Source organism: Coleofasciculus sp. B1-GNL1-01 (assembly GCF_040220235.1).
Taxonomy (GTDB): Bacteria; Cyanobacteriota; Cyanobacteriia; order Cyanobacteriales; family Coleofasciculaceae; genus Coleofasciculus.
In genome coordinates, this window is record NZ_JAVJTO010000143.1 from 1 (window position 1) to 18,892 (window position 18,892).

Sequence of the window (18,892 nt, forward strand, 5' to 3'; positions counted from 1 at the left end):
ATTGAACTGTTAAATACCCGCCGTTCGCTTTTTTCGGCTCAAGACTTAGGGGAGTTGGCACAGTTAATTCAACCGTTACCGGATAAAATAGAAACGCTGTCTGATGCGATCGCACAATGGTGTAAGCAGGATGTCCATTCCTCAAAGCATCAGGCTTGGCGGGATTGTCTGTCTGGTAAGGTGGCGGCGACGGTGGAGGAATGGTTGACTCGAAATCTGGAAACATTGGAAACTTGGGAACCTTCGGTGAATAAAGCTATCCTACAGCAGGGGATTTCAACAGAGAATTCTAATTAGCGATCGCCTGTTGGTTCGGGATGATTCACAAACTGTTCATTTTGTCAATACAGTGACTGTAGGAATTTTCGGCTTCTGGGGTGGCACAGTATCAGATGTCAACTCTGTGCTGGAGGTCACTAGAAATAACCATCGGTTAGGACACATCATTTATGTAGAGACGTTCCATGGAACGTCTCTACAATGGCGCCGAAAGTCCTAATTGATGTGTCTATTGCTATAATCAATGTCTCAGCAATTTGATACCCGTTGGCAAAATTTTGACGGCTGAAAGCGGGGGCGAAAAACCGGGTCAGCCGTCAAAATCGCTAGAATGTTGATATAGTAAGAGTTCTAGCGTTTTAAGATTTTGATTAATTGCGAGTAGAGACGTTGCATGCAACGTCTCTACAATGGTGCCGAAAGTCCTAATCGATGTGTCTACTGCTATAAATAGCAACCATTCCCCTCTTGCTACTCACTAAGAGGGGATTCAATTCATCGAAACCTTAAGGGCACAGCAATACCGTACCCCTACCTATCCACAAAAAACCGCTATTCATCCCCCTTCATCCAACCCCCCTCAAACCCTCTCCCCAACCGGGATTCACCCCCACTCCAAAAACTCCCATTAATCCCCTTTAATTCCTAGCCTCACATCCCGAAGAATTGCTAGAGTACAGTCTAGACACCTAAACCCAAAGGAAATCCGCCGTGTCTGACTACACCGCCGCCAGTTTTGCCCCCGTACAAGGCTTTATCGAAAAATCCCGCAAACTGCGAGACTTGTATGGCTCATCGCTAATCTTATCCTTTTTAAGTTCTAAACTGGTGCAAAAGGCAGACTCTTTAGGACTCCTGGTTATCTCCCCCGGATTACCCGATGTCGCTAAAGGAATGCCGAATCGGATTCTGGTACAAGGGAAATTTGACCGCAATTTAGTTAAAACGACTCTACTCACTGAATGGCAAAGGATACTCACCATTTGCCGAGAGTGGATCGAAGCTAACCTAGGTATCCCCAAAAATCAGTATTGTTGGTCACAAACTGAAGCCGATCAAGGACATCAGAAAGGAGAATGGGAACGCTGGGGAAGTTATACCTGGGAAATCTTTTGGGGTTATGGTGACTCCGTACAAGCCGCCATGGATGACTTGGAACGGCGCAAACTTAAGCGTGATTGGATTGCGATTAACTGGATGGGGGAAAGTTCTAGTTTAACCGGAACTGATGCGATCGCGTGGCATCAATTGGGTAAGTTTAACCCTAATCCGGGGCGTTCTCTTAGCCAAGGGGAACTAGAGGAGATGGAACTGTTTTATCGGCGCTTGTCTTGGCTACTGGATAACCCGGATTATCGGGTGGGACAAGAGAGTCTGTCTCTGGATGAGTTGAGAGAAAAGCAAGCCAATCCTGATCAAATTGGTCGCTATATTGCCCCCAATGAACGGTTAAGTATTCCAGAATTGGTCAAGCGTTTAGTCACCTACGATAAACTCGCCGATAAAATTGGACTGGATAAACTCAAAGCCAAACCCGATGACCCCGAATTTAAGGATATTATTCGCGAACCCGGATATTGGACGGGTTGGTTTATGGGGGATGGTGACAAGGTGGGCGATAAGTTAAAACTTCTGGCAAGTCGCCCTGATGAACCTCGTAGAGACGGGACTGTGGAAGATCTCCCGCCTACAGCAACGAATCTCAAAAAATTTACCCAGTTAATTCGAGAATGGGGACAAGAGTTTCAGAAAAACTCTGACCTATTTCCCCAGGGAAAAGGACGAGTGATTTATGCGGGAGGCGATGACTTTCTCGGTGTTTTATATAGCCCAGAATCCGACCCTCCCACGCCACCGGACAAGGTTAAACCGATTGAAGCGTTGCAGTGGTTATTAACCTTAGAACAGCATTGGCAAGACCAACAACAAAAGATTAAACATCAGTTAAATCTAGACTTTACCTATAGTGTTGGCTTCGTTTGGGCAGGACATCAAGTTCCCCAACGAGACATTTTACAACATTGTCGAGAAGCCGAACAACGGGCAAAAAATCAAGGACGCGATCGCGTGACGATTCGGGTGGTTTTTAATAGCGGTCAATCTGTCCAATGGACTTGTCCCTGGGACTATTTACACGTCCTCACCCAGTATCGCGATCGCGATGGCAAATCCTGGGGAGAGGAACCGAATTGGAACCATGTTTATAGCGATTGGGCGCAGTTAAAAGCCCGTCATGGAATTCGCTTAAAGGAAATGGAGGGAATGCCGATTCGGAAAGATGTCGCCTTGGCGATTTTTGACCTGTATTTTAATCAGGCGGGAGAAAGGTTCAGTCAGGAGAATAAATGGAGTGATATTGCTGGCGATAACACCAATATCGTGATTGTAAATTGGATTAACGACTTGATTCAAGTAGGGTGGCAATTATGTCGAACAACGGCTTCAAATACTTAATCGCCGTCAAGCCATTAGGCTTCATGTATGGTAGTGCTGGTGCTTTTTTATCCCCAGAAAACCTGGTCGGGCGATCGGGGACAAAATTCCCACCGGATGCGGCGACAATGGCGGGATTATTTTTTCATGCTAATCAGGAACATCAGTTTTCCAATCATAAAGAGTTAAGCCATAATCTGGTTGTCGCGGGGGCGTTTTGGGCAGAACGGGATGACCCCAAACACTTTTATGTACCGATTCCTTGGCATAAAGTTATCGCCGAAAAAGAGGAGGATGAATGGTATTTTGTCAAGAAAAAAGTTGCCCCCTCAGCAGCCAGTGACAGCGATGAAACCAACTGGATTCTGGGTCAGTATCGATGGCATCGGGATAACAAAGACCTCAATCCCGATTATACCTGGCAATCGATTTATAGCTGGACTTTACCCACCGCCGAACTGAGAAAAGGTAAAGAGGTTGAGACAGCCCCCTGGGAGTTTATCCCGTTTTTACATCCGCAACTGAAACAGCAGGAACGTCATGTGGTTAACCAAGATGGACTCTTCTTAGAAAATGCCGTACAACTGAATCAAGACTATTGCTTAGTCTACCTAGCCAACTATGAACTCCCTAGCGGCTGGTATCGGTTTGGCGGGGAAGGACATTTAGTCGATATTCAGACGCATCCTCTCTTAGAAACCCACCCCATTAATAAACTCTTGCGCCAAAAGATTCACCATGCTTTTGCCCTAATTACCCCCGGCGTTTGGGGGTCAAATAAACTCTCCTATCGCTATCCTCACCATCCCAGCTTTCCCCATCAGGGACTAAAAATGCTCACCGATAGACCGATTCCTTACCGTTATCGTATCGGTGAATCTAAACCGGAAGACGCCGAAAAACAGGACTATGATCCCAGGAAAACGGGACGCTTAAGTCGGGGACGCTACGCCGTTCCCCCTGGAAGCGTTTACGTGTTCAAACATCCCTTAAATCTGACGTGGTGGGATTTTCCCGATGCATGGTTTCCCCAAGAAGGATTCCCCCTCAAGCATTTAGGATGTGGCTTATGTTTACCCATTGATATCAAAGGATTACCCCCATGTACCACCAAGGCTACGGCATAATTAAAACCCTCGCCCCCCTTTATGTCGGCGCAACCGCTGGCGAAGAAACGGGGAATTTGAATCTAATTTTTCGGGATAAAATTACCCAAACGGGAATCATTCCCGGAAGTTCGATTCGGGGACGATTTCGGGCAGATATGCGACTTAAACGTCAAGATTGGTTAGAGTTAAACCTCAAGGCGGCGAAGGTGGAGATTCCCGATGCAGAGGTGTCAGAGATTGAAGTCGAAAGTAAGGGTACTACCCAAACCATTCCGCGATTAGTCTGGTTAGAACAACAGGCGCAAAGAAACAACCTGACGGTTCCGAAGGCGATTAATGATAATTACTGGTATGGGCAAACTGTACAGGGAGGAGACGATAATAGTACGACTGAAGCCTTAGTTAAATTTGAATACGCCTCCCTCCTCTGGTTACCTGTATTTTGTCCCGGTCAACCTGTAGTTTGGGTAACTTGTCCCTGGTTACTCAGACGATATCAAGACATCGCCAAGATTGACGCCGATGTTCCCAAGCCCTACACCGCCGGGAAAGGACTAAAAGGGAGACAAATAGCAGGGCGCGGTCAAGTTCTCTTCTTTAATTTAGGCTTCGTTGAAGTAGAAGAGGACGAGGACGAGGATTTATCACCTTGGATTCCACCGGGAAGCCAGTTAGAACAAAACAAATTAGTTGTTCTCAGCGATAACGATATTGCCATGGTGCATGATATGGCATTATATCGTCAAAGTCGGGTCAAACTCTTAGATGAGATGAAGAAAGTCGAGAATTTTTTCAATGTAGAAGCCTTACCCGAAGCCAGCGTCCTAGTCTTTCCCATCGCCCAGAAGAGAACCGGGTGGAAACCCTTTCAGGAGAAAGCCTCATTAGAATTATATTTTGGCGGATTAGAATCAATTGGATTTGGTCGCTGTCGGGTATTCATTCAATATCAAACCCCTGACAAAAAACCAATGACGAATGACCAATGACCAATGACAAAGGACAAATCAACCATGGCTTGGCAATCTTACGAACTCGATCACATCGCCCAAAAATTAGTTCTAGACGCCCGCAGACGCGACTCTGAATCCCTCAAGCAATCCCACAAAATGCGGTTAGCGGTAGCCTATGGACTAGAACGATTTTGGGGTGAACATTTGCGACTGCAAGGGAAAGAAGACAGCAAATCCCACTATTGGAAAGACACCTGGGATGCATTACACAAGCTGATGGAAAAAGCCGGAGTAATCATTCCCAATGATCCGGTAAATCCTAACCAAGTAGATGAAATTGAAGCCATGTCTGAGAAATTATGGCAACTCTCTATAGAGGATCAACGAGTCGCGATCGCGGTTTTAACTCAACTCTGTGATTGCATTGTTTGGTGGACACAACGATACAAAGTTAAGTAGGTGGACATAATTAACGTGAACGGTGAAGATCGTCATTCGTCATTCGTCATTTGTCCTTTGTAAGGGTTTAAGTCAATCGTAGGGTGCGTTAGCGAAGCGTAACGCACCATGGATAACCACATTTTTACACATCATTTATCGGTGTCAATGTTAGCAATATTCCCCCTCACCCCCAACCCCTCTCCCACCCTGGGGAGAGGGGAGTCAGAAAAGATAACCAGCTATATTTTTAAGCATGAATCATTCCGGTTCCCCTTCTCCCTTGATGGGAGAAGGGGTTAGGGGAAGAGGGTGAACCAATGTTAGTTTAGGATAGAATCAACCGCGCATTTTTAGGGCGCACGTCGGTGCGCCCCTACGATTTCCCCCCATCATCTAAAACGCCACTGAACCGAATCATGAAACCCATACCCAACGCCTACAAAAAAGTCCCAATGATGTTCCGCGCCCAAATCCTGGGACGCAGCCAACTCCACTATATTGACCCCCAGAAAAAGAAAGACGGGGAAAAACAAGATGTCCAATATTGGGCAGAAGAATGGATGGAAAAAGCCGAATTTATTCCCCTCACCCATTCAGACGACAGTCAAAACCCAACCGACCAAACCAAAACCTATCAAATTCGCTGGCGATTCGTTACCAATGGCGGACAAGATGATGGGATGATTCGTCCGGTTATTGGGGGTTATGGTATTCCCTTTTATCCCGGTAGTAGTATGAAAGGCGCATTCCGCCAAGCCTGTGAACAAGCCGAACAAGCCGGAATTATTCCCCCAAATCGCTGTAATCTGTACTGTGGCGATGAAACCAATTTCACCCCAGGACTTCTCCGCTTTCACGGCGCTTATCCGATTAATGATTGGACTAAAAATTTAGTTGATTTAGTCCATCCCCAGCAAGGATGGCAAGTGAAAACCCAGAATACAAGAGGGAAGAATCAATTAAGTGGAGAAAGTGCTTATGCGTTAGTCTCGCTGGTGCAACCGACCTTACGATTTGGTATATCTAGTCGTAAACCTTTATCGACCGAACAATGGCAAGAAATTTGGCAGATTTGGCAATACGCGATCGCGACGGGTTTAGGAACCCGAGTCAGTGCCGGATATGGGCAGGTTGAGACAGATTCTCGTTCAATTTTATATCAGGTTCGGGTCAAGGGACAAGGACAAGCCGCTAAGTTAATTGATGGGACGGGAGAATTTCGTCCGAATATCTTTCGCGCCAGTTTACGGGGTCATGCGTTACGCTTATTTGGCGGCTTAACCAATGCCAAAACAGCGGAAGCCTTGGTGGAACAATTGTTTGGTGGCGTGGAAGGAAATGGAAGCGTAGGACTCTTAAAGCTAGGGTTTCAAACGGAGGAGTTACGGTTAGGGACGTTTGGTCGAAATGAGTATGAACAGCCCACCTATAATGTAGAAGGAGATATAATTTGGTCATTAACTCGCCCCCTCCCCGATGATCAACACGCCGCCTTACAAAACCTCGTCACCGATTTAATCTGGTTTGCTATGGTGTTTGGCGGATTTGGCAAGTCTTGGCGACGGGCGGATCATCGCTTATTTTATGATGATGATGAGTATGAAAAGTTAATTGGTTGTCATTGGCAATGGGCGGGAAAAATTGACCAAAAAAATGCCTTTCGCGTCCGGAGTCCTAAAACAATCGGCAAGTTTATTAATTCGGTCTTAGACACAGCGAAAACCTGGATGAAATTACAAGGAAAAATCCCCAATCCCAATCATCCTGCCAATTGGCGCGAATCCTGGCATCCCTCTCGCGTCCAAGTCTGGGGACGATTGGCAAAAAATCGGGATGAATGTGTGGCGATTTATTGGTTACATAAACGCTATCAAGAAGGCATTCGTCGCGGCGAAACTGACAAAAGTATTAAACGGACATCGGTAACCGGAGAACTGGGTCAAATTGGTCGCTTGTGGCATCGAATGTATCCACCGAAACTCTTCTGGATTAAGAAAGAGGGAAAACTTGAACCGAAATCAATGAATCGGTTTATTGAGTTATTAACTCTGTTTCCGGATGAGTCACCGGAATGTAAGAAGTTTGTCGCATTTCTTCAGCAAAAACCAAAGGGATTTGAATTATTGTGGGGAGGAAAGGAATAATGGCAATTTGGATTGTAACCATTGGCAGTAGTGATGTGCAATTAGACAGTGACAAAATTAGTAAGAAAAAGGGACGAAGGGAAAAGCAGCGCAGTGATAAGATGTGGACTAATTGGTATAAGGATGAGATTCTGGGCGAATTCCACAATATTAAATTTGAACTCAAGCAAATCGATAACCATGTCACTCAACCTTATCGGATTGAACCCAGGGTATTGGGAACGGTTTATCAGTATCATTCCCCCCAGATACAGGAACAGATTTGGTCGTATTTAAATTTTCCCCTGTTGGATACATTTGTAAACCGATTAAAAGCAGAAACCGATCAGTTAGATCAAATTATCGTCCTGTTAACCGATCAATCCCAGATTTTCTCCGATTACCAAACCCAGCACCAAATTACCTGTCCCTATTGGCAAGATACCCATCCATTACAGCCTATTTTAGCCCGATATTTTCAGGGGGAGGATAAGTTTCCAAAAACCCCCTGTGAATGGATTTACCTAGCGCCGAACTCTAATGATCCAGGATTAGATGAATGGGATTATGTTCTCGATTTAGTCCGAAAGGAATTAGATTCTCTCCCTTTTACCGCCAACCCTAATCCGGCGACGAGTCAAACCGTTTATGTTAGTCATCAAGCCAGCACTCCAGCCATTTCTTCAGCGGTTCAGTTTATGAGTCTCGCCCGATTTGGCAAGCGGGTACAATTTTTAGTCAGTAATGAATATCACCTAGAACGTCCAGCGAATATTATTAGCAATTCCCAATATCTGCGGGGAATTCAGGTACAACAGGCGAAGGGATTAATTCAATCCGGAACTCCGGGTGCGGCGTTACACTTGTTAGAATTAGCAGAACTTAAGGGAAGTTTAGAGGCGTCGGTGGTGGCTGAGTTGGAAAAACTGGTGGATTTTTTCAATCTGAATCGTTCCCTGGCGGATAAGTCAAGTGAATTTGACCTTAAAGCAGCGACGGCGCGAATTGTTGATGGGATTGCCTTGATTGAACGATTATTTGAGCAAGAGAATTATCTGCCTGGAATTGCGCTATTGGCGGCGGCGCAAGAGACGTTTTTGCGGTGTGCGATTATGACGGAAATTCAGGGACGTTCAGTTTCGTTATCGATTAATGGAACTCAGCAACGTTTTCCGGCGGAGGATTTAATTCAATGGCTAAGGAGAGGGTTACAGTTTGTTTCTACGGATGATTTGAAGCATTATTGGTCTGTATCGGGTTCGAGTAAGGAAGAAGTGAATAAAACGATTAAGACGCTGAAGCTAGAGACATTAAAGCAATTACAGTTTCCCATTGATGACAACCGATTCAAGCGTCAACCCAACCAAATCGGCAAGAATGAATTTATGCTCAAATGGCTGTGTCATCTCCGGTCAGATTTCCAGCCGTGGAAGGTATTGCACTGGTCATGTATTCAGAAGAACGAAGCGGGAGAACATGATGATGATATCCGCAACCAATTGATGCATAATTTGCAAGGCATGAAGCCGGAGGATGTGGTCAAGTATTTATTAGGGAATCAAGAGAGAGATATATCGGTTATTCAGGCGTATCAGACTGAAGTGAAACCGCAATTTATGGCGGCGATTCGTCTGTGTGGTTTGCCATTTACTGAGCCGAAGTTAACAGAGAGGCTGCAAGGTGTGGCAGATGCGATGCGGATTAAATTATCTTAGCATTTACTCAAGGCGAACCCACACAAAAAACGTCGGGGCGCACCGATGTGTATTGCGGTCAACTTAAGGTTAACCCCTCACCCCCAGTCCCTCTCCCAGCCCTCACCCCCAGCCCCTCTCCCAGCCCTCACCCCCAGCCCCTCTCCCAAGCTTGGGAGAGGGGAGTAAGAGGGGAGTAAGAGGGGAGTAAGAGGGGAGTAAGAGGGGAGCAAGAGGGGAGCAAGAAAATCCGGTTCCCCTTCTCCCACCCCCCTCGTTCCCCCCTACAAGAGGGGGGAGGACAGAGGATGCTATCGCTTTTGTTTCAAGGGAGAAGGGGTTAGGGGATGAGGGGGAAATGTCGAGGAGTAGATAGACACAGCTTAAAATATTACCAGCATTAGTTTTTCACATTAAGTTGACACGGATGACCGACGTGCGCCCGATTTAATCAAGTCAGCAGATGCTTCGCTTTTTGCCACAGAAGGGAAAGAATTCAAAGCCTCTCTCCCCATTCCCCCCTTTCAAAGGGGGGTTAGGGGGGATGGAGAGAGGTTTTCCAGATTCCGACCAAAAGTCAGCAAAATTACCCGCTTTTCTCAGGCTGGCGATTAATGATATAATCTCGATCAAACGCTAATTTAACTGAACCTTGAAACGTGAATAAGATAGCGGCGAAATCGACCAATCGACACACCTCGCCCAATCGCTGAAACCCTATGTTTTTCGTTGAGGTGTGTCGATGCCTTACAGGGAGCGGGTTTGAGGGCTGTGTCTGGCTCAATTTAGGCAGGATATGTTAGAGTTTTAGCGAGGTGTGTCGATTCGGGCGCTGAAACCCAGTCTCCGTAAGGCGTCCTCAGCGAACTCTTCCCACTCGCTGGGAAAACAAGTTGAATGGAAACGAAGGTGTAATCTGTCGCAAAAAACAGTTTCTCAAAGGGCTTCCCACTCGCTGGGAAAACAAGTTGAATGGAAACTTGCCTCAGGATTGTACTTGAAGTTGAATTTAACCTCAAGCTTCCCACTCGCTGGGAAAACAAGTTGAATGGAAACGTTGAACGCCGTTGTTGCACAACGGATTGGAGCATACTTCCCACTCGCTGGGAAAACAAGTTGAATGGAAACTTATCGCTAGAGCTGCTAATAGCAAACTCGGAAGTCTTCCCACTCGCTGGGAAAACAAGTTGAATGGAAACACTAGCTAAAAAGCTACTACTCCATCCCTACTGGCCTTCCCACTCGCTGGGAAAACAAGTTGAATGGAAACTCACAGTCACTTGGATACAATATTTGTACCCAAACTTCCCACTCGCTGGGAAAACAAGTTGAATGGAAACGTAAATGTAACTCCTGTGGCTTGGTCTACAATTAGCTTCCCACTCGCTGGGAAAACAAGTTGAATGGAAACCTTCGTGCTAGTAAAGTTTCTCCGGAAAATTTCAAGATTATCTTCCCACTCGCTGGGAAAACAAGTTGAATGGAAACTGTTTTCTCCTTCTTGTTAACTTTAGGATCGTAAAACCTTCCCACTCGCTGGGAAAACAAGTTGAATAAACAAAAAAACCCTGGCAAGACCAGGGTTTATTATTATGTAGGGATAAAACCAACCTTGGACAGTCGCCCATGCCCAAGAAACCCCAACCCCACCGTTACATCGATCGCACTTCCTTCGAGAGACTCTTAATCCTCATCGCTACGCTGATCCAGCATCCCGGCGTCGGGAGTCGCCAACCCTTAGAACACACCCCAAACCGCACTCACCACAACGCCTTAACCCCCCTCCAAAGCCAAATTCGCCAGGTGGCTAAATCCCTGGGTATTTCATATCCCGATCGCTACCCATCAATCGGTACCCTCCGCAAAGACTTAGAAACCCTGCGAAATTACGGCATACTAGACCACAGAAAATATCGCTGGGGATACTACCTAGGAACCGGAGTCATGAATCGAGATGAACTCAAAGTCGCCTTCAACGCCCTCCACTCCCAAGCCATGTATCAAGGCGATCCCCAAATCCGCAAGATCTACTACACCCTAGAAAAGCGACTACGGGGATTAGAACTAGACGGAAACACCGATATATCCTATCCTGTCCGCGCCTATATGAATCGCCCGATTATCCAAACTGACCCCGAAGTCATGGCGGAAAAAGGCACAACTCGCCACACCTTGTTTCACTGCTTAGACAGGATTGAGGACGCGATCGCCACAGGTCAATTAATCGAACTTTATCGCCTCCGAGAACCGTACCACAACAACATCGGATACTTACAGATTTACCCTCTACAATTGTTCTATCATGACATTGCTTGGTATTTACTTTACGAAACCGCCAGCAATCCGAATTTATACCAACCCGACGAAATCCAGCACCTAGAAGTCGAACGACTTGATCGGTTAAAAAATTACTGTAAAATCCTTGATTCCCCCGGACGAGGACAAAACGCCCAATTCGAGAGTCTCAAACTCGCCCAGAAACTCTTTAAAACCGGATGGGGAATAAATCTGGGAACCCCAGAGGAACAATACAACGAGCGAAAAAACCAGGAATCCTTTGAACGAATCACCGTGCGATTCTTCCCCCCATGCACTCAATTTATCCGAGAAGGCGAATGTCGCCATAACAACCAAAAAATTACATCCAAAAAAGACCAAGATGGACAAGAGTACATCGACTATAGTATCAAACTGCCCCGTCGTTCACTCCCGGAATTCTGCCGTTGGGTTTACCGTCATATTGGATGCAGCCAATTTATCTCACCCCCCGAATTAGTGGAAAAACACCGAAACGCTATTCAAGCCGCCGCTAACCGTTATAGCGCTACGCGAAGCGGGAATAAGGAATAGGGAAACGGAATATATTTCTTATTTGGAGGGGCTTTGATGCTCCCCCTTCCGTGCAATAAAAGCGAAGCATCCTCTGTCCTCCCTCCTCGCAGGGGGGAATGAGGGGGGTTGGGAAGGGGGCTGGGGGGTTAGGTTTTTCCAATTCACCATTGGTATCAGCCATAAATTGTCCTCGATGTTCAATAACGGGATGATCCGGTTTTCTCAGGCTGGCAATTAATGATATAATCTCGATGAAACGCTAATTTAACTGAACCTTGAAAAGCGAATAAAATAGCGGCGAAATCGACCAATCGACACACCTCGGCAAATCGCTGAAACCCTATATTTTTCGTTGAGGTGTGTCGATGCCTTACAGGGAGAGGGTTTGAGGGGTGTGTCTGGCTCAATTTAGGCGGGATATGTTAGAGTTTTAGCGAGGTGTGTCGATTCGGCGGCTGAAACCCAGTCTCCGTAAGGCGTCCTCAGCGAACTCTTCCCACTCGCTGGGAAAACAAGTTGAATGGAAACAAAAACATTGTCTTCCTGAGCTTCATCATTTTTCTCATCTTCCCACTCGCTGGGAAAACAAGTTGAATGGAAACCAGGTAGAGAAAACAACCAACGATTAATTTTGTCGGCTTCCCACTCGCTGGGAAAACAAGTTGAATGGAAACACTAAAGCCTCAAGCTGGGCTTTATTCAGAGCAACTTCCCACTCGCTGGGAAAACAAGTTGAATGGAAACTATTTCCATGTATATTGGAACCATCTCCAGGGTGGAGACTGACTTCCCACTCGCTGGGAAAACAAGTTGAATGGAAACTCAGTGTCAGTTCACACTGAATTTTAGGACTACTTCCCACTCGCTGGGAAAACAAGTTGAATGGAAACGGATTAGTCCGTAGGAAATCTACAGACTCTTGGGCTTGCTTCCCACTCGCTGGGAAAACAAGTTGAATGGAAACTCTAATCCAAGAGGTTTGAGCTCAGTTAGTACTGAGCTTCCCACTCGCTGGGAAAACAAGTTGAATGGAAACAAGCGACATTCTAGAGACCTTGTGCGCGAAGCCACAGACTCTTCCCACTCGCTGGGAAAACAAGTTGAATGGAAACCAGTCGGTTGTAACCGCTGCCCGTTTACATCGTAGACTTCCCACTCGCTGGGAAAACAAGTTGAATGGAAACGAGGCCGTCGATTCTTCTTGCTCGTGAGTCTCGTGAGTCAGACTTCCCACTCGCTGGGAAAACAAGTTGAATGGAAACAGGGTACACACCCTGTAACCTAAAAATCAGACAAAAAAAAGGGCACGGCATTGCCGTGCCCCTACCTTTCTCTATCAAATCAACCTATTGAATTTTGCGATATCCTCCACCCAACCTGCTTAAACCTTAATATCAGCACTGAATAAATATAAAGCTAAAGTTCCTCAACTACGAACTAAGGCTAAAATTCCCCAACTACGAACGACAAACAACCCACCCAACGATATAATAGACACAACGCTAAAGTCGTCAGGACAACCTGGGGACAAACAGCAAAACCCGCGAAACTAATCGCGCTGGAGGTAGCATTGTTAAAGATTCGTCAGGACAACCTGGGGAAATTAACCAACAATGCTACCGTCTCAACTCTGCCCCAGAATTTGCATCTTATCCTTCAACCGTTGGGTAATATCATCATCAAACTCAGCCTTCGTCCAACTCGGATTCCTAGCAATACTCTCCAGCGTCAAATCATCAAATACCGCCCCTTGAAACTTCGCCCGTTGTAAATCCGCCTCAGCAAAGTCCACCCGTTCCAAAATTGCCCCCTTAAAAAACGCCGTATTCAGATTCCCCCGCACAAAAGAAACCCCCCTCAAAATCGCCCCATCCAGATGAATTTCCTGTAACCTTGCCCCCTGAAACGTCGTATTCTCTACCGTAGACCGTTTCAATTGCACCGATATCAAATTTGCCTGATTCAAACTCGAATTAATAATTAGAGTTTTAGGATCAGACTTACTCCGGTTGTGATAATCACTAAACACCGCCTCCTTCAGATTCGCCTGATCCAAATTCACATTATCCAGATAACTATAGGTCAAATTCGCCTTTTGCAGCCTCGCCCCGATTAATTGCGTCTGTCGCAATACCGCCCGTTCCAGGTGCGCCTCACTCAAATTGGCTGGAATTAAACTTAAATTCGCCAAGGTAATCCCATTAATATAACACCCCGATAAATCCAATTGAAACTTCCGTTCCGTTTCCGTCAGCCTCGTCAACTCTGGCTTTAAATAAATATCAATCACCTGTTCAAACACTTGCACCAGCAACCGATTAATCGTCGCATCTTGATTATCCAACTTTAAATTCGCCAGAACAATTAAATACACCTGTTCCCAGTATTTTTCATACCCCGGTTCCAGAAACGTCAACAGAGAAACCGTGGCACTTGCCTTCAGTTCCGACTGTTCACTCCCCAACCGTTCCACAATCGACGTAAACCGTTGATCCAGTTGTTGGTTTTTCTCCCGGCGAATTTCCGTCAACTGTCTCCCAATCGTCACAAAAGCACCAACAATTGCCACAATTGCCGTCACCGCATTTGCCAGGGATGCAATTGTCGTCACCAAAGCAGAATTTTCCTCCCAAAAATTCTGATCCAGATTCGCCGCTTCTTTTTCAATTTTGACCGTTTCCTGTTCCAGTTTCTCGATTTCCTGTTTCAGCTTTTGATTCTCTAACTGTTCCCTTTCCGCCGCGAGTTGTGGGGAGGAAGGAGAAGGCGTGGCTGTCTGCGTCAATCCCGGTAACGGCTGAAACAAAACCAAGGAAATCAGGACGTTAGCCAATAAAACGGAACGGTGAAAATAGTCATTGGTCATTGGTCAGGATTCTCACCTCTAGACAAAACCCACCTTAGGTTAACTATTTATTATAAAACCGTTAGATAATTGTAGGGGCGGGTTTAGGGATTTAATTTTGGCATCCACCGATAACCTATCAACAAAACCCGCCCTGGATTAAGGGTTAATGATAGAATCTTTTGCGTTGCAGATATTCAACAGCAAATTGATACCGCACTTTGCTCTGCTATGCGGTACATTGTCGATCCCCCTAAATCCCATAAGCAAAAAAAGCGAAGCATCCTTTGGTCTCCCCCATGAAACAAAAAGCGAAGCATCCTTAGTCCTCCCCCCTCTTGTAGGGGGGAATGAGGGGGGTAGGGGGACGGAAGGGGGATCTAAAAAGGGAAGAGGGGGATCTGAAGGGGGACTTTGATCTACTGTACTTTATTACAGCGCAAAGCTCTGTAAATAATCATTCACTTGTCGGGGCGGTTTTAGGGATTTAATTTTGGCATTTACCAATAACCTATAAACAAAACCCGCCCTGGATTAAGGGTTAATAATAGAATCCTTTTCATTGCAGATATTCAACAGCAAATTAATAAATAATCATTCACTTGTCGGGGCGGGTTTAGGAATTTAATTTTGGCATTTACCGATAACCTATAAACAAAACCCGCCCTGGGTTAACGGTTAATGATAGAATCTTTTTCGTTGCAGATTGTCGAGAAGTAACCTCCTTTGTTGCTCAAGGGCGGGTTTTGTTGGGAACTTATTCCTAGATAATTCAATTAAACGGCTAAACCCGCCCCTACAATGAACTTATAAATTCTTTTGACCCAGCTAAAATGGTGGACTAGATTTGACATTTAACCCTGAATTTCGACAAGCTCAATTGCCGCGAAGTCGAAGGGTTAAACCGGGCGCACATCGGTCATTGGTGTCAACTTAAGGTAGAAAACCAATGCTGGCAAGGTTTTAAACCGTGTCTATCTATAGCGCTTCGCGCTGGTCTAGTTACACTTTGTTTGTACGAACATCCCATCTGGACTCAGTTTCAGGTAAGGGAGTTGTAAATACACCAGAGCGATTTGCTATACTTCTCAACATTTCCCCCTCATCCCCTAACCCCTTCTCCCACCGTGGGGAGAAGGGGGATCGGATGCTCTTGCTCCCCTCTCCCCGGCGTGGGAGAGGGGCTGGGGGAGAGGGGTTGAGCTTAAGTTGACACGGGCGCACATCGGTGCGCCCCTACTGGTTTATTCCACCGCTTCAACAGACATAGATACAGGCGATACGTCTGGCAGATAGGTTTTTTCCACAACTGGAGTACACCCCAACCACTGTACCGATAACTTCGCAAACTGCTGCGGACAACCACTGACACAAAATCGCGTCGGTAGCGGTGGTGAACTATTTTTTAATCCCATTAAATCCAGTTCTTGCGCCGCCGCCGCTACCACATGTTCAGCCGGATCAATTAATTGGACAGATGCAGGTAAAATTTGTCGCAGTACAGGCGCCAACAAGGGATAATGAGTACACCCATAAATCAACGTATCAATTCGCTGCTGAAGTAATGGCGTCAGATACTGCAAAGCAACTTCCGAGGTATAGGGTTCATATAACCGATTTTGCTCCACCAAGGGGACAAACTCTGGACAACTGACTTGCCAAACTTGAACCGTGGATTCCACTTCTAACAAAGCGCGTCGATAGGCATTACTCGCCGCCGTCGCCGGGGTAGCAATCACGCCAATCCGACGCCCTGCTTGTACCGCCGCACGAGATCCAGGCAAAATTAATCCCAAAATCGGCAGTTGAAACTCACGCCGTAATGTTTCTAGGGCTAAGGCGTCACTGGTGTTACACGCCAGCACCACCATTTTCACATCTTGCTCAACCATCCAGGTGAGAATCTCGCGCCCAAATTGGACGATTTCCCTGGCTGAACGAGTGCCATAAGGGAGTCGTGCGGTATCGGCAAAATAAAGAATCGATTCATGGGGAAGTTGTCGGTAGAGTTCCCTGAGAACCGTAAGTCCGCCAACACCACTGTCGAATACGCCAATCCGACGGTGTTGTGCTTCTCCCCTTAAGGTCAAAATCGGGTCATTTGTCATTCGTCATTCGTCATTCGTCATTCGTCATTCGTCATTTGTCAAAGAATTTTCCCACTTGGTAAAGGGGACTATTGAGAACCCCGATAACACTCGTGTTAAAAATTCTGCTGAATGTACTGAAGGATACCACGAGCGATCGCCTGTGCCGTTTGGCTACGGTGATTTGGATCATTGAGTTTTACCGAATCATCTCGACCCGTGACAAACCCCACTTCCACCAACACCGCTGGCATTGAGGTTTTCCTCAGCACATAAAACCGGGCGCGTCGGACACCCCGATCCTGTATGGGAACCGTCTGTAAAATGTTATTGTGAATCGTCTGGGCAAGTCGTTGCCCACTGGCGAAATAATAGGTTTCCAATCCATTGACATCTGGGCGGCTGAGACTAATGGCATTCGCATGAATGCTGACAAATAGATTAGCATTGACTCGCTCCGCCATGGTCACACGGGGCGCTAAATCCACAAAATAATCACTATTGCGGGTTAATACGGCTTGCACACCCTGCTTTTCTAATAATGCTGCCACTTCTTGGGCAATGGGTAAAATAACATCCTTTTCCCGTAATCCGCCAATACCCACAGCGCCGGGATCTTTACCGCCATGTCCCGGATCAACCATCACCACAATTCGACTATTGGGAACCGTGGGAAATGAGGTTGGGGGTGTGGGGGAAGGGTTTGGCGGCGGTACTGGAATCGATTCACGGGGCGGTAATGTGGCGCGTCGGGTTTGTATGGGTAGCGCCAATAGGCGATCGCTAATTTGATTAAGGCTACCAATCTGAGTTCCGGAACTCGGCTGCACCAAAATTACCACGGTGTTAGAGTCTTGCTGGCGCAGCAATACCCGTGATAAAGGACTATTAGCAGTCAGTTGAGGTCCTTTAACCTGATCCGCTAATTGAGCATTGGGGATAGTAATCCGGTACGCCCTCTCTTTAGCATCCCAACGACTGGTGGCTTGGACACTGCGATCGGCTTCAATCAATAGTTGAGTCTGATTATTTCCCAGTTCAACCGATTGAATTGTTGCTTGTTGATTAATGCTGACTGGTCGATTCGAGGTTTGCGATCGCGAAGGATAAGAGACTAAGACATTACCCGAACCATTAGAACGACTCTCTAAACTGGATGCTGAGGTTCCTCTGGGGATAATCACCAACCCGCCAACATCGCTGTATAATGCCTGCCAATCGGGACTATCTCGGTCAACATTTAAGGTGATCCGAGTCAAGGGGGGTGAATCTTTCAGCTTTTGGAATTCAATTTGGCTAACGCCGTAGCGATTCACGTTCAACGTTTGCTCAACCAGACGGCGGGACAGATTTAACCCCTCCACCTCAATCTCAATCTGGCGGCGATCGCGACTCCGCTTCACCTTAATCTGATCGGGTTCTCCACCATCGGTATGGATAAAAAATCCATTCCGAGTCACCTGGAAACTATCCACTTGTGTCGCCGATGTTTCCACCGTCACCGTTGGGGGTGAACTCGGTTGGCGAGATTGGCGATCGTTAACCCTGAGCGAAGTCGAAGGGTTAACAGTTCGGACTGAGGGAGGCGGACTGGGTAAACTGGATATCCGTTGTGGATCAGGGATATTCACCGTCCACTGCGTCGGCGATAGTCCTCTAAATTGTACCTGTTGGGGGTCGAGGGTATAACCTGGGGCTAATTCCACCACAATCCGAGTGGTTTGGTTTTCAAATTGTCCGACTCGGATTTCTTGAATCGCACCGCCCACTTGTTGATTCACCGTCGGGCGTCCCAGTCGAATTCCGGGCAAATCAATAACCAGCCGAGTCGGATTCGCAATCAGTTGCGCCCTCGGCTGAACACCCTCATCCGTCGTAAAGACTAACTGGTTTTGAGCGCGGTCAAACCGCCAAAACAGCAGTTGACGCGCTTCGGCGGCGGATGTATAGAGAAAAACACTCAAAAAGCTGGAGAGTAGCAGTAGCCAGCGAAATCTCACAATTATTGCTCCTAACTTAAAGCTCGGTGCTGCATACAGCATTTGGGTGGATGGCGTTTCACTTAAGGCAGTTGCTGAGTTCAAAACCGAACTCAG

At 46.6% G+C, this 18,892-nt stretch carries 10 protein-coding genes, 1 pseudogene and 2 CRISPR repeat arrays; of the genes and pseudogenes, 8 read left to right on the forward strand and 3 right to left on the reverse strand.

Annotated features, from left to right (window positions below):
- From RID53_RS32335 to RID53_RS32370, 8 genes and pseudogenes are all read left to right on the forward strand, one after another.
- Window positions 1-297, forward strand: a pseudogene (locus RID53_RS32335) (Rpn family recombination-promoting nuclease/putative transposase); the annotation flags it as partial.
- Between the two features lie 693 nt (window positions 298-990).
- A complete protein-coding gene (locus RID53_RS32340; RefSeq protein WP_446391998.1) occupies window positions 991-2,733 on the forward strand; it encodes a Cas10/Cmr2 second palm domain-containing protein in 1,743 nt (580 codons plus the stop codon).
- Complete coding sequence (locus RID53_RS32345; protein ID WP_446391999.1) at window positions 2,706-3,839, forward strand: type III-B CRISPR module-associated Cmr3 family protein; 1,134 nt, start codon at window positions 2,706-2,708, stop codon at window positions 3,837-3,839. Before RID53_RS32340 ends, RID53_RS32345 begins: the two co-directional genes overlap by 28 nt.
- Window positions 3,815-4,810: an RAMP superfamily CRISPR-associated protein gene (locus RID53_RS32350; RefSeq protein WP_446392000.1), complete on the forward strand. Its 996-nt coding sequence runs from the start codon at window positions 3,815-3,817 to the stop codon at window positions 4,808-4,810. The genes RID53_RS32345 and RID53_RS32350 overlap by 25 nt, the downstream gene beginning before the upstream one ends.
- Window positions 4,811-4,834: 24 nt before the next feature.
- Window positions 4,835-5,233 (forward strand): hypothetical protein, encoded by a 399-nt coding sequence (locus RID53_RS32355; protein WP_446392040.1) that lies wholly within the window; start codon window positions 4,835-4,837, stop codon window positions 5,231-5,233.
- Window positions 5,234-5,631: 398 nt separating this feature from the next.
- Window positions 5,632-7,359, forward strand: a complete 1,728-nt coding sequence (locus RID53_RS32360) for an RAMP superfamily CRISPR-associated protein (RefSeq protein WP_446392001.1) — start codon at window positions 5,632-5,634, stop codon at window positions 7,357-7,359.
- Window positions 7,359-9,053, forward strand: a complete 1,695-nt coding sequence (locus tag RID53_RS32365; RefSeq protein WP_446392002.1) for a hypothetical protein — start codon at window positions 7,359-7,361, stop codon at window positions 9,051-9,053. Before RID53_RS32360 ends, RID53_RS32365 begins: the two co-directional genes overlap by 1 nt.
- An 848-nt stretch (window positions 9,054-9,901) precedes the next feature.
- A CRISPR array of direct repeats spans window positions 9,902-10,593; the repeat unit is 36 nt; unit sequence CTTCCCACTCGCTGGGAAAACAAGTTGAATGGAAAC.
- Window positions 10,594-10,658: 65 nt separating this feature from the next.
- On the forward strand, window positions 10,659-11,882 hold the full coding sequence (locus tag RID53_RS32370; RefSeq protein ID WP_446392003.1) for a helix-turn-helix transcriptional regulator: 1,224 nt from the start codon (window positions 10,659-10,661) through the stop codon (window positions 11,880-11,882).
- Between the two features lie 474 nt (window positions 11,883-12,356).
- Window positions 12,357-13,126: a CRISPR direct-repeat array (repeat unit 36 nt; unit sequence CTTCCCACTCGCTGGGAAAACAAGTTGAATGGAAAC).
- 362 nt (window positions 13,127-13,488) lie between these two features.
- Here the strand turns inward: RID53_RS32370 and RID53_RS32375 are convergent.
- The 3 genes from RID53_RS32375 to RID53_RS32385 all read right to left on the reverse strand — a co-directional run bounded on the left by RID53_RS32375 (window position 13,489) and on the right by RID53_RS32385 (window position 18,838).
- Entirely contained in the window at window positions 13,489-14,730 is a 1,242-nt protein-coding gene (locus tag RID53_RS32375) for a pentapeptide repeat-containing protein (protein ID WP_446392004.1), read from the reverse strand.
- A 1,223-nt stretch (window positions 14,731-15,953) separates the two neighbouring features.
- Window positions 15,954-16,817, reverse strand: coding sequence for a glutamate racemase (murI, locus tag RID53_RS32380; protein WP_446392005.1), 864 nt, complete (start codon window positions 16,815-16,817; stop codon window positions 15,954-15,956).
- Window positions 16,818-16,912: 95 nt separating this feature from the next.
- Complete coding sequence (locus RID53_RS32385; protein WP_446392041.1) at window positions 16,913-18,838, reverse strand: N-acetylmuramoyl-L-alanine amidase; 1,926 nt, start codon at window positions 18,836-18,838, stop codon at window positions 16,913-16,915.
- Between the last annotated feature and the right edge of the window lie 54 nt (window positions 18,839-18,892).

Excerpts from the sequence above, each read along its gene's own strand:
- RID53_RS32345 (WP_446391999.1), top strand. The coding sequence starts at position 2,706 with ATGTCGAACAACGGCTTCAAATACTTAATCGCCGTCAAGCCATTAGGC.
- RID53_RS32350 (WP_446392000.1), top strand. The coding sequence starts at position 3,815 with ATGTACCACCAAGGCTACGGCATAATTAAAACCCTCGCCCCCCTTTAT.
- RID53_RS32355 (WP_446392040.1), top strand. The coding sequence starts at position 4,835 with ATGGCTTGGCAATCTTACGAACTCGATCACATCGCCCAAAAATTAGTT.
- RID53_RS32360 (WP_446392001.1), top strand. The coding sequence starts at position 5,632 with ATGAAACCCATACCCAACGCCTACAAAAAAGTCCCAATGATGTTCCGC.
- RID53_RS32365 (WP_446392002.1), top strand. The coding sequence starts at position 7,359 with ATGGCAATTTGGATTGTAACCATTGGCAGTAGTGATGTGCAATTAGAC.
- RID53_RS32370 (WP_446392003.1), top strand. The coding sequence starts at position 10,659 with ATGCCCAAGAAACCCCAACCCCACCGTTACATCGATCGCACTTCCTTC.
- RID53_RS32375 (WP_446392004.1), bottom strand. The coding sequence starts at position 14,730 with ATGACCAATGACTATTTTCACCGTTCCGTTTTATTGGCTAACGTCCTG.
- murI (WP_446392005.1), bottom strand. The coding sequence starts at position 16,817 with ATGACAAATGACCCGATTTTGACCTTAAGGGGAGAAGCACAACACCGT.
- RID53_RS32385 (WP_446392041.1), bottom strand. The coding sequence starts at position 18,838 with ATGCTGTATGCAGCACCGAGCTTTAAGTTAGGAGCAATAATTGTGAGA.